The sequence below is a fragment of the Thermococcus aciditolerans genome, from assembly GCF_008152015.1.
GTDB lineage: Archaea > Methanobacteriota_B > Thermococci > Thermococcales > Thermococcaceae > Thermococcus > Thermococcus celericrescens.
This window is the reverse complement of sequence record NZ_CP041932.1, coordinates 2,099,506-2,116,270: the sequence shown is the minus strand read 5'-3', so window position 1 is coordinate 2,116,270 and position 16,765 is coordinate 2,099,506. Positions and strand designations below refer to the sequence as shown.

The 16,765-nt window shown below is 56.6% G+C and carries 16 protein-coding genes and 1 pseudogene; 4 read left to right on the top strand and 13 right to left on the bottom strand.

What is annotated here, in order from left to right; genetic code table 11:
* Positions 1–52: 52 nt before the first annotated feature.
* From FPV09_RS11615 to FPV09_RS11575, 9 genes and pseudogenes are all read right to left on the bottom strand, one after another.
* Complete coding sequence (locus tag FPV09_RS11615; RefSeq protein ID WP_148883513.1) at positions 53–535, bottom strand: flagellar protein G; 483 nt, start codon at positions 533–535, stop codon at positions 53–55.
* A complete protein-coding gene (locus tag FPV09_RS11610) occupies positions 535–1,059 on the bottom strand; it encodes a flagella (protein ID WP_148883512.1) in 525 nt (174 codons plus the stop codon). The genes FPV09_RS11615 and FPV09_RS11610 overlap by 1 nt, the downstream gene beginning before the upstream one ends.
* A 27-nt stretch (positions 1,060–1,086) precedes the next feature.
* Positions 1,087–2,433 carry a FlaD/FlaE family flagellar protein gene (locus tag FPV09_RS11605; RefSeq protein ID WP_210411134.1) on the bottom strand — a complete coding sequence of 449 codons (1,347 nt, stop codon included), beginning with the start codon at positions 2,431–2,433 and terminating at the stop codon, positions 1,087–1,089.
* Between the two features lie 3 nt (positions 2,434–2,436).
* Positions 2,437–2,916 (bottom strand): flagella accessory protein C, encoded by a 480-nt coding sequence (locus FPV09_RS11600; protein WP_148883511.1) that lies wholly within the window; start codon positions 2,914–2,916, stop codon positions 2,437–2,439.
* Between the two features lie 13 nt (positions 2,917–2,929).
* Complete coding sequence (locus tag FPV09_RS11595; protein WP_148883510.1) at positions 2,930–3,718, bottom strand: flagellin; 789 nt, start codon at positions 3,716–3,718, stop codon at positions 2,930–2,932.
* A 9-nt stretch (positions 3,719–3,727) separates the two neighbouring features.
* Positions 3,728–4,393: a flagellin gene (locus FPV09_RS11590; protein WP_058939668.1), complete on the bottom strand. Its 666-nt coding sequence runs from the start codon at positions 4,391–4,393 to the stop codon at positions 3,728–3,730.
* A 48-nt stretch (positions 4,394–4,441) separates the two neighbouring features.
* Positions 4,442–5,164, bottom strand: coding sequence for a flagellin (locus FPV09_RS11585; protein WP_148883509.1), 723 nt, complete (start codon positions 5,162–5,164; stop codon positions 4,442–4,444).
* A gap of 770 nt (positions 5,165–5,934) precedes the next feature.
* A pseudogene (locus tag FPV09_RS12305) lies at positions 5,935–6,244 on the bottom strand (archaellin/type IV pilin N-terminal domain-containing protein); the annotation flags it as partial.
* A gap of 37 nt (positions 6,245–6,281) precedes the next feature.
* Complete coding sequence (locus FPV09_RS11575; protein WP_148883507.1) at positions 6,282–7,049, bottom strand: flagellin; 768 nt, start codon at positions 7,047–7,049, stop codon at positions 6,282–6,284.
* A gap of 174 nt (positions 7,050–7,223) precedes the next feature.
* Here FPV09_RS11575 and FPV09_RS11570 point away from each other — a divergent pair, with 174 nt between their 5' ends.
* Complete coding sequence (locus tag FPV09_RS11570) at positions 7,224–10,793, top strand: CARDB domain-containing protein (RefSeq protein WP_246112351.1); 3,570 nt, start codon at positions 7,224–7,226, stop codon at positions 10,791–10,793.
* An 89-nt stretch (positions 10,794–10,882) separates the two neighbouring features.
* On the opposite strand, the gene FPV09_RS11565 is transcribed toward FPV09_RS11570, so the two are convergent.
* Complete coding sequence (locus tag FPV09_RS11565; RefSeq protein WP_148883505.1) at positions 10,883–11,836, bottom strand: class I SAM-dependent methyltransferase; 954 nt, start codon at positions 11,834–11,836, stop codon at positions 10,883–10,885.
* A gap of 11 nt (positions 11,837–11,847) precedes the next feature.
* Positions 11,848–12,177: a helix-turn-helix domain-containing protein gene (locus FPV09_RS11560; RefSeq protein ID WP_058939671.1), complete on the bottom strand. Its 330-nt coding sequence runs from the start codon at positions 12,175–12,177 to the stop codon at positions 11,848–11,850.
* 378 nt (positions 12,178–12,555) lie between these two features.
* Between FPV09_RS11560 and FPV09_RS11555 the strand changes: the two genes are divergently transcribed.
* Positions 12,556–13,635: a hypothetical protein gene (locus tag FPV09_RS11555; RefSeq protein WP_148883504.1), complete on the top strand. Its 1,080-nt coding sequence runs from the start codon at positions 12,556–12,558 to the stop codon at positions 13,633–13,635.
* Between the two features lie 9 nt (positions 13,636–13,644).
* Here the strand turns inward: FPV09_RS11555 and FPV09_RS11550 are convergent, their stop codons facing one another.
* Together FPV09_RS11550 and FPV09_RS11545 are read right to left on the bottom strand one after the other, a co-directional pair.
* A complete protein-coding gene (locus FPV09_RS11550) occupies positions 13,645–14,085 on the bottom strand; it encodes a chemotaxis protein CheW (protein WP_139681210.1) in 441 nt (146 codons plus the stop codon).
* 5 nt (positions 14,086–14,090) lie between these two features.
* Complete coding sequence (locus tag FPV09_RS11545; RefSeq protein WP_246112272.1) at positions 14,091–15,317, bottom strand: methyl-accepting chemotaxis protein; 1,227 nt, start codon at positions 15,315–15,317, stop codon at positions 14,091–14,093.
* 242 nt (positions 15,318–15,559) lie between these two features.
* On the opposite strand from FPV09_RS11545, the gene FPV09_RS11540 reads away from it, so the two are divergent.
* Positions 15,560–16,423, top strand: a complete 864-nt coding sequence (locus tag FPV09_RS11540; protein ID WP_148883503.1) for a CheR family methyltransferase — start codon at positions 15,560–15,562, stop codon at positions 16,421–16,423.
* On the top strand, positions 16,398–16,760 hold the full coding sequence (locus FPV09_RS11535; RefSeq protein WP_148883502.1) for a response regulator: 363 nt from the start codon (positions 16,398–16,400) through the stop codon (positions 16,758–16,760). Before FPV09_RS11540 ends, FPV09_RS11535 begins: the two co-directional genes overlap by 26 nt.
* Positions 16,761–16,765: the final 5 nt, after the last annotated feature.

The window sequence follows — 16,765 nt, the reverse complement described above, 5'->3', positions numbered from 1 at the left end:
TGACCACCACCGTCTCGCGTTATTTTAACCGCCAAAGGCGCGTCCCTTCAGGTCAGGGCGCCCTGAAGACAAAGCTCCTGCGCTCGCCGTTCTCAAGCACAACGGTGAGGGTGTGATAACCCCCCTGCGTCAGGGCCGTACCCAGGGTGACCTTTATCACACCAACCTCGTAGGCGTCGAGTGAACTTATCGAAGCCCCATTAACGTCGGTGAACGTGAGGTTGGCCGCGGGCACCATCGCCCCATCTATGAACACCTGGACGGCGTCGGGGGTAAATGCAATGGGCTCCTTTCCAATGTTTTTTATGTAAAACGTATAGTTGTAGGAACTGGTTCCGGTATCAACAGGAACGTTGTTCGGGTCGTTTATTATAGCGAAGTCCGTCCTCAGCTGGTCGGCCAGCATGGCACCCCTGTCGTTCATGCCGTGGGCTATGTCGGTGGTCACGTAGGCGAGACCGCCGGCGACACTGCCCGCGACGATAACTGCAACTATGAACAGTATGAGCTCGCTCGCCGGCCCTCCTGCGGCCATCAGCTCACCTCCAGTGGACAGCCGGTTGATGTATAGTCGACCACAACGGCAGAGCCGTTGTAGTACCAGCCAATGACGAAGTAGCAGCCGTTTTCGAATACAGTTTTCAATGCGTGAGGGGTCGAATCAAGGGGGATGTAGGTAACGTTAACATAAATGACATCCCCAGGCAGGACATAGGTATAATCACCAAGGAACCCAACGTTGTCGTCGGAAACATTATACAGAGTGACATACTTACCGTCGTATATACCTGTCCAGTGCGGTGCGTAGAGTGTGATTCCCCTGTCCTCCAAATGGAAGGTCACGTTATAGTAGTTGTTAGTGTTGTCAACAATGTATGTGCCTGTGCTACCATTGAGGGCAAATCTCGTATTGAGTTGGGAGAGCCTCAGATTATACCACTCATCCTGGGCGGCCCGGACATTGGCGTAGCTGTTGTCCCACGCCGTGTAGAGGGTGCTGGCCGCTATTAAAAAGGAAATAAAGATGATCGCAGCGCTCGCCGATACGCTGAACCCCATAGGCCGCCCCCCATTTTTCTCAGTGCTTCAGATGCCGTAGAACTCGTCGAGGGTCTTCTCCAGCATTTTGATTTCCCTTTCGAGCTTGTCGAGGACGTTCCTGTTTATCCTGAGTCCCCTGAGCCTCTCGATGAAGAGGAGGCTTATGAGGTGGTCCTGAACGGTGAGCTTCTCCGCCGGCTTCCACTCAGGATCCCTGTGGTGCGGCCTGGTGCCCTTGGCGTAGTGCAGGAGGTTGTTGAGGACCCCCTCGCTTATCCAGCCTATCTCGTAGTAGAACTCAAGGACGCGCTCGAGGTTCTGGATGCCGACCCTGTCGATGAGGAACCCGAGCCACTTGAGTGCAATCATTGTGGAGACGATGTCATCGGGCAGCTTCTCCAGCCGGGCCTTCCTCGGCTCCTCCTCGAAGAGCAGGCTTGCGATGTCCTCCGGAATCTGGAACTTCTCAGCCATCTTAACACCACCTTCCTCCTTTTCAACAGATTCTTCCTCAATTTCAATCTCGTGAGCAGGAACCTCTTCAAGGGCTTCAACCTCTTCGGCCTCCACCGCCTCAGGGGCGGCCTCTTCAAGCTCCTCGTGAGCCTCCTCCGGGAGTTCCTCAACCGGGGCCTCTTCGACCTCGATGGTCTCGACTCCCTCCTCGGGGAGTTCCTCGATTTCTTCCTCAACGGTGACCTCGGGAACCTCTTCCACCGGTGCCTCCTCAACTGCCTCCTCCGCCTCTTCCTCGGGCGGCACTTCAAGGATGGTCTCCTCGGCGGCGGTTTCGGCCTCCGCGACGGCCTCCTCAGCGGCCCTGAGCTCCTCTTCCGAAACGGCTTCTCCGGCCTCTATCTTCTCCTGAAGCTCCTCAAGCTTCTCCTGGGCTTCTTCGAGCTTTTCGGCGGCGGTCTGTGCCTCCACCTTCTCGGCTATCTCCTCAACCTTCTCCTGAAGCTCGTCGAGCTTCTGGGTCAGCTCCTCCGGAACCTCCTCCTTCTCCTCCTCTTCGAGGAGCCCCTCGAGCTTCTCGATCTTCTCGTGGACTTCCTCAACCTTCCTGGAGACCGTTTCGGCCTTCTTCTCCTGGACGTCAAACTTGGCGCCCTCAAGGGTCTCAACGAGTCTACCCAGCTGCATGCTGAGGTCGGTGAGCCTCTTGCCCAGCTCATCGACGCGTTTGTTGAGCTGCTCGTATTTGGCCGCCTGACTTCCGTAGGTGTCGAGCACCTTCTGAACGATCTTGTCGAGCTGGTCGTAGGTCAGATTCTCCTTCCTGGCGATGAGCTTCTCCCTGAGGTCGTTGATGACCACCGTTGGAACCCTGCCCTTGAGCTCCGCGAGCTTGGCGTTTATGTCGGCCTCCGTGACCAGCCTTGTCATCTCCACGCCTCACACCTCCGCGAGCACCTCGTAGATTATCGAGTCAAGGTCAAGGCCGTAACCGGCGAGCACCTTAATGTCGTTCTTCAACTGCGCTATCTCCAGCTTTAAGTCTTCCAGTTCCTTTCTGAGGTCCTGAATCTCACTGGTGAGCGGGTTCTCCTGGCCCATCTGTTCCTTGAAGGGGTTTATCTCCTGGCTGATGACCTCGTAGAGCATCATGACGTCCTTGATGGTCTTGTCGAGCCTGTCGATGTCGTCTCTAAGTTCCTGAATCTGCTTCTTGAGGGTGTCGATGCTTATCTTTATCCTCGGGATGTCGTTCTCGATCTCGTTGACGCGCTCCAGCACCTGGGTCAGCTGCTCGTTCTCCTCCCTGTTCTCCACGCGCTCCTCAAGCTCCTCCTCAAAGACGGGCTCCACTGCCTCAGGGGTGGCCTCCTCCTTGGGCTTTTTCTTGAATAATGACGAAAGGAAATCCAGCGCCACCTACGCCACCCCCTCACTGAAGCTCCATCAGGTTGTCGGTGTACGTGCTCGGCGAGGTGAAGTCTATGACCCCACCCGCACCGTTCTCGGGTATGACCTTGCCCGTGACCTTGGTGCCGGGGCCGATGCCGTAGCCGGTGGCAGGGTTGTCATCATCGTCGAAGGGTATCGTCCATATGGCTATCCCAGCTATGTCCCCCCAGCTGAGGCTGGGGTGTTCCTTGCTCCCGCTCAGGCTCCCGTCGGCGTCAGCGACGACGACGATGCCGAAGAGCATCTTGGGGGTACTCTGGTTCATATAGTAGTAAAGGTTCTTCCAGAGAGTCGCAAGGTCAGCGGCAGCGACAGGAGTGTAGGTACTCACATCAACCGCCCCAGTGGTCGGGTTCTCCCCAACGTCCGGAAACACGTTGCTGACGTCCCCGGAGTAGAGGAAGTAGTCCGCCTGCAATCCCGAGTCCTGGTTAGGGTCGTAGTACCTGTAGACGGCCATCCTCTTCCCGTCGCTGAGGACGACCCTGACGTGGGCGAGGTCTATGCCGCCGCTGCCGGCGTTCGGGGAAACGTAGATCACCATCCTGGTTATCCTGCCGCTTCCGGGTGGGTCGGCCGGGGTGTAGCCGTAGATGTTCATCACCTTGATTCCGCTCGCTACCTCCTGGGTGGTCTGCCTGCCGGTGGCCATGGCCTTCTGCTGGAGGTAGCCGCTGGTGCTGATGAGCACTCCCGCGGCAACCGCCGCCACTAGCACCATCGCGATGAAGACGATGAGCGTTCCAATACCGATGGCACCGCGCCTCATGTTCTCACCTCACTGGAGCACCATCACGTTGTAGTTATACGTCGCGGGGGTCGTGAAGTCTATAACTCCCGCGGAACCTACCTCGGGTATGACCTTGCCGACCATCTTGGTGGCTGGCCCTATTCCCTTCTCTCCGTTCTCGGCCTTAAATACTGTGGTCTTCACGAGGAGTGCCACCATGTCACCCCACTCGAGGTTCGGGTGGTTCACGTCCATCTCGCTCGCGCCGTCGTGGATAACCACTATCGCGAAGTTCGTATCGGTGAAGGTGGTGTTGTCCCAGATTTTGCTCGATATCTCCGTGCTGTTGAAGAGGTCATCGACGACACCCTTGTAGAGTATGCCGCTGTAGTTGTACACCACGAGCTTGGCGCCGTCGCTGAGGACTATCTTAACGTTGCTGAGGTCTATGCCCTCACTCCCGGAGTTGGGGGCTATGAATACCGCCATCCTGCTTATCGTCCCCTTGCTCGGCGGGGTCGCGTTGGTGTAGCCGTAGATGTTGATGACCTTAAGCCCGCTCGCGACCTCCTGGGTGGTCTGCCTCCCGGCCGCCTGGGCCTTCTGCTCAAGGTAGCCCGCTGTTCCTATGATGACGCCCGCTGCAACCGCTGCCACGAGGACCATTGCAATGAAGACGATGAGCGTGCCGATGCCTATTGCTCCCCTCCTCAACGTATCACCTCCCAAAAATTATCAAAGAACGAAAGGGAAAGAAGGGCCTCACTGGAGCTCCATGACGCTCTGGGTGTAGGTTGATGGGGTGGTGAACTCGATGACGCCGGGGGCACCGAACTCCGGAACGACCCTACCCACAATCTTAGTGTTGGGCTGGATACCGCTGGTGGTGCTAAAGACCGCATCAGCCTTAACGGCGATTATCGCAAGGTCACCCTTGGTGAGGGTTGGGGTAAGGGGCTTGAGGCTTCCGTCGCTGTCCTGGACGACTATTATTCCGAAAGTGGTGCCGGTGAGCTGACCCCAGTTGATGTACTCATCACTATCGTAGACGATTGCAGTATCGTCGGTGAAGACATTGTCGGGCATGCCGACGGCGAAGACGTCGGTGTCAAGGACTCCATCGCTGTCGCTGTCCACGGCAGGGTACTTGAGCACGGCCTCTGCGCTTCCGTCGCTGAGTATGACGCGAACCTTCTTCATGTCAATGCCGGCGCTGCCGGCGTTCGGGGAAACGTAGATGGCGAGCTTGCTTATGGGGTCGTATGTTCCAGTTCCAGAGTTGTATGCGGCGTAGCCGATAACGCTCTCGACCTGTATTCCGCTGGCAACTTCGTTGGTGGTCTGTCTTCCGGTGGCCTGGCTCTTCTGCTGCAGGTAGCCGCTCGTGTTGATGAGCACCGCAGCGGCAACTGCGGCAACCAGCACCATGGCAATGAACACTATCAGGGTACCGATCCCAACGGCACCTTTCCTCTTCCTAAACATCTCCTCTCACCTCCTCAAATAAATTTGGAAGGGACATCACTGCAGGGTGATGATGTTCGTTGTGAAGCTCGTCGGGGTGGTGAACTCAATGACGCCCGGAGCACCAAACTCCGGAACGACCTTGCCGGTGATCTTCTGCCTCGGCTGGAATCCGTCGCCAAAGACCGCTGAGAAGCCCACCTTTTGGATGGTGATGGCGGGGGTACCACTGACGTCCTGAACGGTTATGGTGTTCGCGGAAACATCAAAGTCGGTGGTTCCACCGACCGGGACGGTGAGGACGACGAGGTCACCGGCGTTGAGAGTCGGGTAGGCCTCCTGAACGCTGTTGTCAGCATCCTGGAGGGCTATGATACCGTACTCGGTCGGGGCAACGATGTACTTCCAGGCATCAAGGTTGGTGCTGTCAAAGATGTTGTTCACAACACCGCTGTCGTGGGCGGCCGAGCTGAAGGTCTCCAAGGCACCAGGTATAATGATAGTGACCTTGTTGGTCGATGATGCAACGGCTGATATTGTAACGTTTCCAGAGGCGGGGATAGTATCGTTAGCATTGCTGATGGTAAGATTCGCAGTAGTACCACTGTAACTCAGGCTTATATCAGTGGCGCTGAAGTTGCCGATTATCTTGACCCACCTGTTGTTGGTGGTGTCGTAGAACACTATGTAGTTGGAGCTGCTTCCGGAGGTCAGGGTCTTGTTTATGAGGGTGGTAACGTTGATGCTGTTGGTGGCCCTGTACTGGAAGATAGCCTGGGAGTCACCGTCACTCATAATTATCTTGGTGCTCCTGAGGTCGATGCCGGCGCTGCCGGCGTTCGGGGAAACGTAGATACCGAGCTTGGTTATCTTACCGCTGGCCGGCTGGCTGGCCGGGTCGTAGCCGACGACCTTGACGACCTGTATCCCGCTCGCCACTTCCTGGGTGGTCTCTCTTCCAGTGCTGGAAGCCTTCTGCTGCAGGTAGCCACTCGTGTTGATGAGCACTGCAGCGGCCACTGCCGCCACTAAAACCATGGCTATAAACACTATCAGGGTGCCGATACCAACCGCACCCCTCTTCTTCAGCCTCCTAAACATGGCCTCTCACCTCCTCAAATAAATTTGGAACGGAAACTCACTGGAGCTCCATAACCTGCTCGGTGTAGGTGCTTGGGGTGGTGAACTCGATGACGCCAGGAGCGCCGAACTCCGGAACGACCTGACCGGTGATCTTGGTACCGGGCTGGATTCCGTTGGCACCGAAAACACTGGATATAACGTCTGAGGTGTCAGTATCACCATTGAAGTCAACCCCAAGAGCAGTCTCGTTCCAGTTTCCTACAAGGACTGTCAGGACGACGAGGTCACCGGCGTTGAGGGTCGGGTACTGGGCGCTGAGGCTGTCGTCGGCGTCCTGGAGGACTATGATACCAAACTCCTTGCTGGCGTCGTTCTGGGTGGAGGTAGTGGTACCAACAAGGTTCTTCCAGGCATCAAGCCCAACGGAGAAGATGTCGCTTCCCAGAGCGTTGGTGTCGGTGAACGCGGCACCGGTGGCAGTAGCGTTGTACCAGAGAACAGCCTCCTTGGTTCCATCGCTCAGAACAACCTTGGTGTTGCTGAGGTCGATGCCGGCACTGCCAGCGTTCGGAGAGACGTAAATACCGAGCTGGAGTATCTTGGTCGGGGTGGTGGCGCTGTCGGCCTTACCAACAACCCTGTCCACCTGTATTCCGCTGGCGACTTCCTGGGTGGTTTCTCTTCCAGTGCTGGAAGCCTTCTGCTGCAGGTAGCCACTCGTGTTAATTAGCACGGCCGCCGCAACAGCGGCAACCAGCACCATGGCAATGAACACTATCAGGGTTCCAATACCAACCGCACCTTTCCTGGTCCTGGCCTTCATTTTCCATGCACCCCCTGGGGGTTCTTTGCGCTGGAGATTACGTTGGCCCAATATAAAGCCCTTTTTTGTTTTTAGTAGTGTAGGTGGTTGTGTAGGTGCATGTGTAGGTACCGGCCAACATGACCACCGAAAATTGTATATACCCTGAACGTTCCATGGGTTTCGGTGAACACCATGGTGAATGGCAGAAACGTTATCTCGGCGGCGCTTCTAGTAGCAATACTAGTAGTGAGTACAGTGCCTGTGGGTGCATGGATTTCGATGTCCTACAACAGCCAAGAGAAAGTCCAGGTGTTCGGGGGTACGCTGAGGGACTGGTACGGGGTGAACGACAGCATCACAGTCTTCGCCCTCCTGTGGAGACCCTACGGCGGCCCCCTGGAAGGCAGGAACGTGACGATCACAGTGCTCAGGGACGGCGAGGTGATCCTCAGCACAACCGCCGTGACCGACGAAACCGGGCGGGCGACCGTGACGTTCCGCCCGGAGACAGCGGGAGAGTACGAGGTAATTGTGCGGTACGGCGACACCGCCGTGGAGAAGTGGTTCAAGGTCATAGCGGTTCCGCCCTACTACTTCGCGGGCAAGGAGGCGGCGACGGTTCCGGGCAGACCGGTGACCCTCAGATGGACCCTCATGAAACCCTACACAAGGAGGCCGTACACCGGGAACGTCAACCTCACGGTTGAGTTCAACGGAAAGACCGAGAGCGTTACCCTAACGCCCGTGAACGGCACGGTTGAGTACACCTTCACGCCCGGTGAAACGGGAACGGCATACCTCCGGCTGGACGGCAGGGAAGCGGGCACGGTTTACGTCGCGCCTGCCGCGGTCGAGGCCGTCATCATCGCGCCCCACGACGTGTACAGGGGGGAGAACGTTACCCTCAGCGTCTTCGCGGTGGACTTCGACGGAAGGCCCTACACGGGTAAGCTGAACCTGAGCGTCCACTACAGGGCCGCGGGAGACTGGGAGCTCAGGGACGGCGGAAGCTACACCGTCGCGCTGGACGGCGGGTACGGCAGCGTCACCATCACCATCCCTGAGAACGCAACGGAGCTGAACCTGCGCCTCACCATCGGGGACTACACCCTGGACTCGGTGTGGGTGAGGGCGGTCGACAGGCCATCCACGTCCACAGGTTCAGGAGGGGTTACTTTAAGGATCAGCCCCGAGAGGACGCTGGCAAAGCCCGGGGAGAGCCTGTCGCTCGAGATAACCGCGTCTGAGAAAATCACCGGGGACTACAACGTCATGGTAACCTGGTACAGATGGACAGGAAACGGTTGGAACCTGCCGGAGGAAACCAACGTCACGCTGGTGCACTTCGAGGACACCGACTCGGTGTACAAGAGGATAGAGGTGCCCGACGATGCATACTACGGAAGGGTTTCCCTCGGGGGTGCGGTGGCGTACATCTACGTAATCCGGCCGCGCCTGTGGGCGGACTTTGACTACGTGGACTTCATCTACGACCCCACGACCGGGGAAATCGTCACCGCCAACAACGTCACCGTGAGGGCATGGCTCCAGAACCGCACCAGGGACTGGATACCCGAGTGGAGTGATCTCTACCGCGGGCTTCCCAACGAAACCGTCCACATCTACACCCCAGAAGGTGTCTTCAACGCGACTACCAACAAGTATGGAATGATTGAGACGACAGTTCCATACAGCCCCAGCAGCCTCCCGGTTGGGTTTGGGGAGGAGATGAACAAGGAGTGGGCGCTCATCATCCACAGGTCCGGGGCCTACGACCTGGATTCAATCGAGGTGAACAAGATACACGTCCAGCTCAACCTGACCCCCGAAGGCATCACTGCGTCCAAGTACTACGACTGGCACGGGAGACCGATTTCGATACCGGTCGTCCTCGAGCTGTCGCGCTTCGTCACCAGGGAATGGGATGAACTCTCCATAGGAGACACGGCTTCCTGGTACTGGAACGGAAGCGAGCTGAGGGAGGAAACGAAGCTCGCGCCCGGAAAGTACCTGGCGTCAATACTGCCTGCTGGATGGCTCTGCAATGAAGGCTCGTGCGGCACCGGCGATGGGGTGTACTCCACACACGAGTTCTACCTCCTTCCGGAGGGGCTGGAGCTGAACCACATGTACAGCGCCCCTGACCTCAACAACATAACGATACCCATCAGGCTCCCGGGAAGGGGAGTGTTCTACTTCCGCACCTACGACGGGGTCTACGTGGGGACGACGGACGATGAGGGCAACGGCGTCCTCAGGCTGGAGGCACCCTACACCTCCGACTGGATACACTACGACGGCACCTTTGGGTTCGTCACGGAGAACGTTTCCATCCTCGGAATCGACTGGTGGTTCGGCGTTGAGATAGGAAAGGACGTGCTTCCTCCGGCGGTCGATGTGTCAGTGAGCCCGAAGGTGCAGGAGATAGGGAAAAACGTCACCCTGACCTACCGCGTCTCCGACGACTACGGCCTCAAGACCGTGAACATAGCGGTGACCAACGTCACCGACGTGCTGCTCAACAGGACGATCGAGGCCAGCGGAAGCCGCAGGGTGGAGGGGACCATAAACTTCACCGTGAGAGGCCTCGAGGACTATATGGTCACCGTAACCGCGGTGGACGGAAGCGGACACGTCTCGACCAAGACGGTTAACTTCTACGGCAAGGCCGTCAAAAGCTCCGTTGTGGACTTCTCCGAGAACGAGACCCACGAGATAAACGTCGAGAACGAGACGGAGATTAAGGTTGCCGCCAACGAGACGGGGCAGGTCGAGGTGAACGTGACAGTCGCATCGGAGATAGAGAACGACACCGCGAAGTTCAAGATGGAGAGCAGCGGGTACGAGGACCTGAAGTACATAAAGGTCGAGACCAACGACACCGTTAACTACCGCTGGGTCGTGCTCAACATCACGTACACCGACGAAGAGCTTCGGAAGCTGGGCGTGGCCGAGAGCGCGATAAGCCTCTTCTACTGGAACGGAAGCGAGTGGATAGACCTGGCGAAGCACGTTGGGGAAACGGTAAAGGACAGCTCACCCTACGGCAACATAACGGTCTACGGCTTCGGAAGGGACACGGACAGGAACTACGTGTGGGCCAACGTGAGCCACCTCAGCGAGTACAGCCTGGGCGTCATGCTGCCCGACCTGAAGGTCGTGGAGATAAGCGCAGCGAACGCGGTGGCCGGGAGGGAGACCGAGGTGAGCGTAACCCTGGCCAACGATGGTGGGGCCGTTGACGGGGACTTCACGGTGTCCCTCTACGCAAACGGTACCCTCGTGAAAACCGAGAGGGTCAGCGGGATTGGTGCAGGGGAAGAGAAGACAGTGAAATTCACGTGGACGCCGGACAGGAGCGGCACCTACACCCTAAAGGCCATCGTCGATGAGGATGGAGCCATCACCGAGAGCAACGAGACGAACAACGAACTGTCCGCCGAGGTTCGGGTCGCCCCCGCACCGAAGGTGAACAAGGGCACGGCGGTCACGCGTATGAACTACATCGGCTACCTGTACTACCACAGGCTTTCAAGGAGATTCGATGAACTGTACAACGAGTCCCTGCGGAAGGGCGTGGACAATGAGACCCTAACCGCGGCCCTGGAGCACAGGAAGCTGGCCGAGGAGTACTACGAAAAGGCGGAGGAGTTCGGCCCGGTGCTCCAGAACCTCAGCAACCCGCAGGTACTCGCCCCGCTCAGGAGGGCGTACCTTGAGATGCTGAAGGCCGTCAGGATACTGGAGGAGGCCCTCGGATGAGGGCCTCAAACCCTAATTTTTCCGGAATTTTTGAGAGCCTCCGCTTAGAACCGGCACCGTCGGAAATTAGAAACAGAAAAGGAAAGTTCTCATCTCTTTCTGATGACCATTATGCTCCTGGCGGGCCGGCTTATCTCGACGTCGAAGCCCTCCTCCAGGATAACGTCCCTAATCTCCCCCGCGGAGGGGAAGCCAATGAAGTCCTTGTTGAGGCTCTCGAAGAACTCAAGGGCCTGAATGTGGGCAAAGGCGTCCCTGAACGGCTCAAGCACCACCATCTTCCCACCGGACTTGAGCGTCTCAAGGGCACCCCTGAGAACCCTCTCCCTGTCCTTGGCATACTCAAGGACGAAGCTCATGAGGACCACGTCGTACTCGTTAACCGGACGGATGAGCTTCGCGTCCATCTCCTTCAGCTCAACGGGCAGGTTTTTCATCTCCACCCTGGCCCTTGCTATCTCCAGAAGCGCCGGGGAGTAGTCGATTCCCAGATAGAAACCGTTGTAGCCTATCATCTCGGCGAACTGGACAGGAGACACCGAGCCGCAACCGATGTCGAGCACGTGCATACCCGGCCTTAGGCCCGCGGCCTGGGCCATGGCGTTGCGGTACACTGCGGAGAAACGGGTGCTCATGCGCATGTCCCAGAAGTCGGCGTCCTTATCGAAGTCCATGAGAACGTGCGGATGGACGGGGGTTATGAACGCGTAGTCAACCATGCGGTATATCTCCTCCAGAACGGGCACCCAGTCATGAATCAGGAGGTCGTACCTCTCCCCAGGGACATGCACGGTGTACGTAAAGCCGTTGAGGTGAAGCCTGCCGTCCTTCTCGGCCACTATTCCCAGGCGCTCCAGCGTGTCGATAAAGTCCAGAAGAAGGCGCCTGTTGGGCAGGCCCACACGGTCAACCAGCTCCTGCACCGTTGGGGCCCTGGAGAGCAGAGGAAATATTCCGTGCTTTGTTCCGAGTCCGATTATCTGGAGCACGGAAAACTTGACCATCTGCTCGATGTTGGCATCGACGATATCGGCGGGATTCATGGCACCACACCTCACATGAACCTCCGGTAGTAGCGGTAGTACTCCTTAAGATAATCCACGACCTTTTTACCGTAGTCCGTCAGACGGTAATACTTGAAGCCATTGTTTGAGACTTCCTCCACAAGACCCAGGTAAACAAGGGAACTCTCTCCGTTGTACCTGTTGCCCAAACCAACCAGTGCTCCCCTAACGTTGGATGGATCAGAACTGACGACCCTGGCGATCTCAGAAAGGTACGTCGCTGACGGGTATATTTCGCTCAGGTACATCAGTATCTTCTTCCTGAGTTCGCTACGATGAAGGGAGCGCAACACCTGCGGGTCCACGATTACTGTGTCCATACTCCCCCCTCCCAAAGTCAGTGGTTCCAAGATCAATCACTGTGATTATAGCAAGGGCAGCCACTGAAACCCCTCCTGGATATCAATGCCTCCATGTGCAGGGTATGGTTGTAGCCCCATACATTAGATATGGTTGTAGAATATATAACGTTTTTGGTTTATCCCTGGGCATAATTCCGCATAAATTTGCCCCATTTGTAGAATCTCCACCCAAAAATTGTATAAATCGGGCTAACGGACAAAGAATCCAATTGGTTGAAAATTATCCAACAGGCGGCAATCCGGACAAAGGTTTTCGCCCCCTCCAGCCGGAGAACATTCATAAAATCTTAAATACCATCGAAACAAATTGGAGTACGTTGAAGTCAGGTGAGAGTAATGCTGGTCGAAGTGACAATCACCGCGGCGGTCGCAGTGGTTCTGGCGTATTACGTCAAAGACGTCACGGGCAAAGTTCTGGCCAGGCACTTCGAGCTGAAGGAAGAACTCGGGGAGCTGGAGTCAAAATTCTCAAAGCTCAAAGAGGAGCTTGAATCGGAGATCCGGGAGGTCCGGACCAACGTTTCTTCCGGGGAGGAGGACGTACGCGGGGAGCTCATCCAGAAGCTGAACGAACTCCAGAAGAAGCTCAGGGGAGTGGAAAAGGGGCTCAGGGACCTCCAGAAACTCGAAACCAAGGTGGACTACGAAATCGGCAGCCTGAAGAGGGAGCTGGACAGAACGGGGCGCAGGGTGGAGGAGCTGGAAGACGCGGTGATGGCCACAAAGGACGAGCTTAAGGAGGAGCTTAAAAGGGAGATTCTGGCGGAGCTTGAGGAGGAGATAGAACACCTGGAGGACGTCATTGAGAGGCGGAAGCAGTCCGAAGTTGAGGAGTTCCTGGAGATTATAACGGCCGCCGTGACGCTTCAGCCGGAGAAGCTCAAGGATGGAATGGCCGAGGCGAAACGGGCCCTCCTCTCAATGCGGGATATAGCCAAGGTCTACGTGCTCACCGGGCAGGGGCAGAGGGAGTTCCGGGGGTTGAAAGAGAACCTCATAGAACTCCTCAAGAACCTCCGCAAACTGGCGGTTGTCTCGGTTCCGGATGAGAGCGTTTACTCCACTTTCAACGAGATAGTGGTTCGCGTGAAGCGCCTCGATCTGCCAATGAGGGTTGTGAGGGACGGCAAGGAGAAAGAGCTGAACCCAGAGAAGAGCTTTATTTACATCCACCGGGCGGTCTACGAGCTGGCGGGGGAGCTGGACAAGATAGCGGAGGGGCTTCAGGAGCCGATACCGGTAACCCCAGTTGAGAAAGAATTCTACGAAAAGCTCCGGCACCAGTTCGAGGAGCTGCGGAAGCTGGAGGAGCAGGTTCAGAGGCTCATGCTGAAGCTCGGCGCGGAGAAAGAGGAGACGGAAGACACGAAAGACCGGGACGTCGAAGACCTGCTGAAAGAGCTGAACCTGCTGTGAGTCCCGGGATTAGAACTCCTCCCCCAGGAGTTTGTCAAGGTCGACCATTATGAGGAGCCTCTCTCCATCGTTTATCTTCGCTATGCCCTTTATGTAGCGGATGTCCACGCGGCTTGTGAGGGTCTTGGGTGGCTGGTCGATCTGGTCGTCGGTCAGGGTTATGACGTCCGAGACGGAGTCGACTATAATGCCTATAACCTCGTCCTTAACCTCCGCGATGATTATCTTCTTCGTGGAAAGGTCCTCGTCCATGTCGTAATACCCGAGGAGTTTCTTGAGGTTAACGACTGTGGTGATCTGACCGCGGAGGTTTATGACGCCCTCAACGAAGTCCGGGGAGTTGGGCACGCGCGTTATGGGCATCATTTCCTTGATTTCCCTGACCTTCGAGATGTCCAGACAGAACTCTTCGTTTCCAACCATAAAAGCCACTACCTGAATTTCGGCCATTCACCTCACCTCCGGGCACTCCTAACGTTTTCCAGCAGGGTTCTGGATTCGTCTATAGATTCCTCAAGGGCCTTAAGACCCTTTCGTATTTCATCCAAACGCAGCTGGAGCGTTGAGAGGAAGTCCACGAGGGGCAGCATCACGTCCGAGATGTCGTTCTGGATGGCGTAAACACCGTCTATGGTGTCCATGAGCATCTGCACCGACTGGGCCTGCCCGTCTATGCTGTCCGAGAGGTCTTTTATCATGCCCGCGGTCTCATTGGCGCGTCTGGCGATGTCGTCAAAGGCGGCTATGAGTTCCTGAACGGCATCCTTTATTTCCTCCGTGACACGGAACTCCTGTTTGATGGAGCTGACGACGGTGTCTATGCTCTCCTGCATATCCCTGATGAGTTCGGTTATCTGGTCGGTGGACTTCTTGGACTGGTCGGCGAGCTCACGGATGTTCTCTGCAACAACCGCGAAGCCCCTGCCGTGCTCCCCGCTCCTGGCAGCCTCAATGGCGGCGTTGAGTGCCAGAAGGTTGGTCTGGTCAGCGATGCCCCCTATGACCTCAACTATCTCCCCGATGCGCTTGGAGTGCTCGACGAGAATGGAGACCGCCCTCTCCATGTCCTGGTTGACCTCGGTTATGCTGGCCACGTTGAGGGCAACGTTGTCGGAAATCTTCTTGCCCCTCTCGGCCATGTCAGCAGTTTCGAGGGCGTAGTCGGTCAGCGCCTGGGCCTGCGTGTTCATCTCCTCTATCCCCGCGGTGAGGGTCTGGATGTAGTCCCCCAGCTCGGCGATGCTGGAGCGCTCCCTCTCCACCAGACTGGCCAGGGAATCGGGATCCGCCGAGGCATCCATCTCGAGCATGGGGAGGAGGGAGGAGATCTTTTCCCGGGCGTCTTCAAGATTTTTCAGGGCGGTATCCATCCCCTCGAGGGAACAGGGCTGTGAAACAGTCACCCTGCGTTTTCTTATGGCCTCAGCCTTGTGTTCGATGGAGATGAGACGGGCGGCAATTTCCTCATCGATGCCCCTTACATCGGGATGTCTTCCCTCCAAGATGTCCTCAACCGCCCCGAGAATCCGGAGGGAGTTATCCCTCGTTCTTGAGACGTACGCGCCAACGACTGCGGATGCACCTAGACCCAGAATGAGACCCACGGATGGAGCCACCAGGGTACCGGCGAGAGTTATCAGAGGGATTGAGCCAACCGCCACTATGGCAGCGATGCGATTCACTGGCCACACCTCCCAGCAGCACTATTTAACCATGGAGACAGGGAGATAAAAGAGTTTCGCATGTAGGTAATAACCCTTAATACGCGTTACAATAATAACCGGGGAAGTCGTAACGATATACCTATGCACCTACACAACCATCTACACACAAAGATTTTTTATGCCAAAAGCGCAAGGCTTTTGTGGAGTCTGCAATATCCAGTCCAGCACCTAGGAGACCCCCCAACGGATGTGTGAGATAGATGATGGATGTTAAGGATCCCGGCTATATAAGGATCAAGCGGGAGCTGTTCCGCCACCTCAAGGTTAGCAGTGACGCCTACAAGGACACGTACCTCTTAAGACGCATACGGGCAAGGATGAGAAAACTGGGAATCACGAGCTATACGGAGTACTACCGGCGCATAAAGGCCGACAAAAACGAGCTCGACGAACTCCTGCTGACCGTGGCCATCAATGTCACGGAGTTCTTCAGGGACCCGGTGGTCTGGAAAACCCTGGAGAAAAAAGTCCTGCCCGAGCTGGTCAAGTACAAACGGGAGATTCACAGCAGTTCCATCAAGATATGGAGTGCAGCCTGCTCAACGGGACAGGAGCCGTACTCAATCGCCATGACACTGTACGAGACGCTGGGCGAAAACCTCGGTGGATTCCGGGTCAGCATACTGGCAACGGACATAGACCGGGAGGCCCTGTCGGTGGCAATGAAGGGGGAATACCCCGTGGATGTCATTGAGAAGCAGGTGCCCAGGAGCATGATACCAAAGTACTTCACCCGGGTAAGCGAAGAGCGGTACCGGGTCTCGCCAAAGGTAAAGCGCCTGGTCAATTTCCGGCAGTTCAACCTCTTCAGCACCACGTACCCGAAGGGGTTCGATATCATATTCATCCGCAACGTGCTCATATACATAAAGCGGGACGCCCAGGAGGAGATATTTGCCAAACTTTATGATTCACTGGAGGATCACGGGTATCTCGTGCTCGGCAAGACCGAGACGATCCTCGGCAATGCCGCGAAGATGTTTAAGCTGCATGACCTCGTCGCAAGGATCTATCGCAAAAATCTGGAGGTGAAAAAACATGGCAAAGGTTTTGGTGGTGGATGATGCCGCTTTCATGCGCATGCTGCTGAAGAAGATACTGACCCAGGGCGGCCACCAGGTCGTTGGGGAGGCGGGCAATGGAAAGGAGGCGGTCCAGAAGTACCAGGAGCTGAAGCCGGACGTGGTCACCATGGACATCGTCATGCCCGAGATGGACGGCATTACGGCGGTTCAGGAGATAAAGAAGGTGGATCCAGACGCCAAGATAATAATGATCACCGCGGTTGGGCAGGAAGGAAAGGTCATGGAAGCACTCAAGGCAGGAGCTTCAGGGTACATAGTCAAGCCGTTCCAGGCCCCCAAGGTGCTCGAGGAGATATCAAGAGTACTGTCCGGCTGAGGGTG

Excerpts from the sequence above, each read along its gene's own strand:
- FPV09_RS11615 (WP_148883513.1), bottom strand. The coding sequence starts at position 535 with ATGGCCGCAGGAGGGCCGGCGAGCGAGCTCATACTGTTCATAGTTGCA.
- FPV09_RS11610 (WP_148883512.1), bottom strand. The coding sequence starts at position 1,059 with ATGGGGTTCAGCGTATCGGCGAGCGCTGCGATCATCTTTATTTCCTTT.
- FPV09_RS11595 (WP_148883510.1), bottom strand. The coding sequence starts at position 3,718 with ATGAGGCGCGGTGCCATCGGTATTGGAACGCTCATCGTCTTCATCGCG.
- FPV09_RS11585 (WP_148883509.1), bottom strand. The coding sequence starts at position 5,164 with ATGTTTAGGAAGAGGAAAGGTGCCGTTGGGATCGGTACCCTGATAGTG.
- FPV09_RS11575 (WP_148883507.1), bottom strand. The coding sequence starts at position 7,049 with ATGAAGGCCAGGACCAGGAAAGGTGCGGTTGGTATTGGAACCCTGATA.
- FPV09_RS11570 (WP_246112351.1), top strand. The coding sequence starts at position 7,224 with ATGGTGAATGGCAGAAACGTTATCTCGGCGGCGCTTCTAGTAGCAATA.
- FPV09_RS11565 (WP_148883505.1), bottom strand. The coding sequence starts at position 11,836 with ATGAATCCCGCCGATATCGTCGATGCCAACATCGAGCAGATGGTCAAG.
- FPV09_RS11560 (WP_058939671.1), bottom strand. The coding sequence starts at position 12,177 with ATGGACACAGTAATCGTGGACCCGCAGGTGTTGCGCTCCCTTCATCGT.
- FPV09_RS11555 (WP_148883504.1), top strand. The coding sequence starts at position 12,556 with ATGCTGGTCGAAGTGACAATCACCGCGGCGGTCGCAGTGGTTCTGGCG.
- FPV09_RS11550 (WP_139681210.1), bottom strand. The coding sequence starts at position 14,085 with ATGGCCGAAATTCAGGTAGTGGCTTTTATGGTTGGAAACGAAGAGTTC.
- FPV09_RS11540 (WP_148883503.1), top strand. The coding sequence starts at position 15,560 with ATGATGGATGTTAAGGATCCCGGCTATATAAGGATCAAGCGGGAGCTG.
- FPV09_RS11535 (WP_148883502.1), top strand. The coding sequence starts at position 16,398 with ATGGCAAAGGTTTTGGTGGTGGATGATGCCGCTTTCATGCGCATGCTG.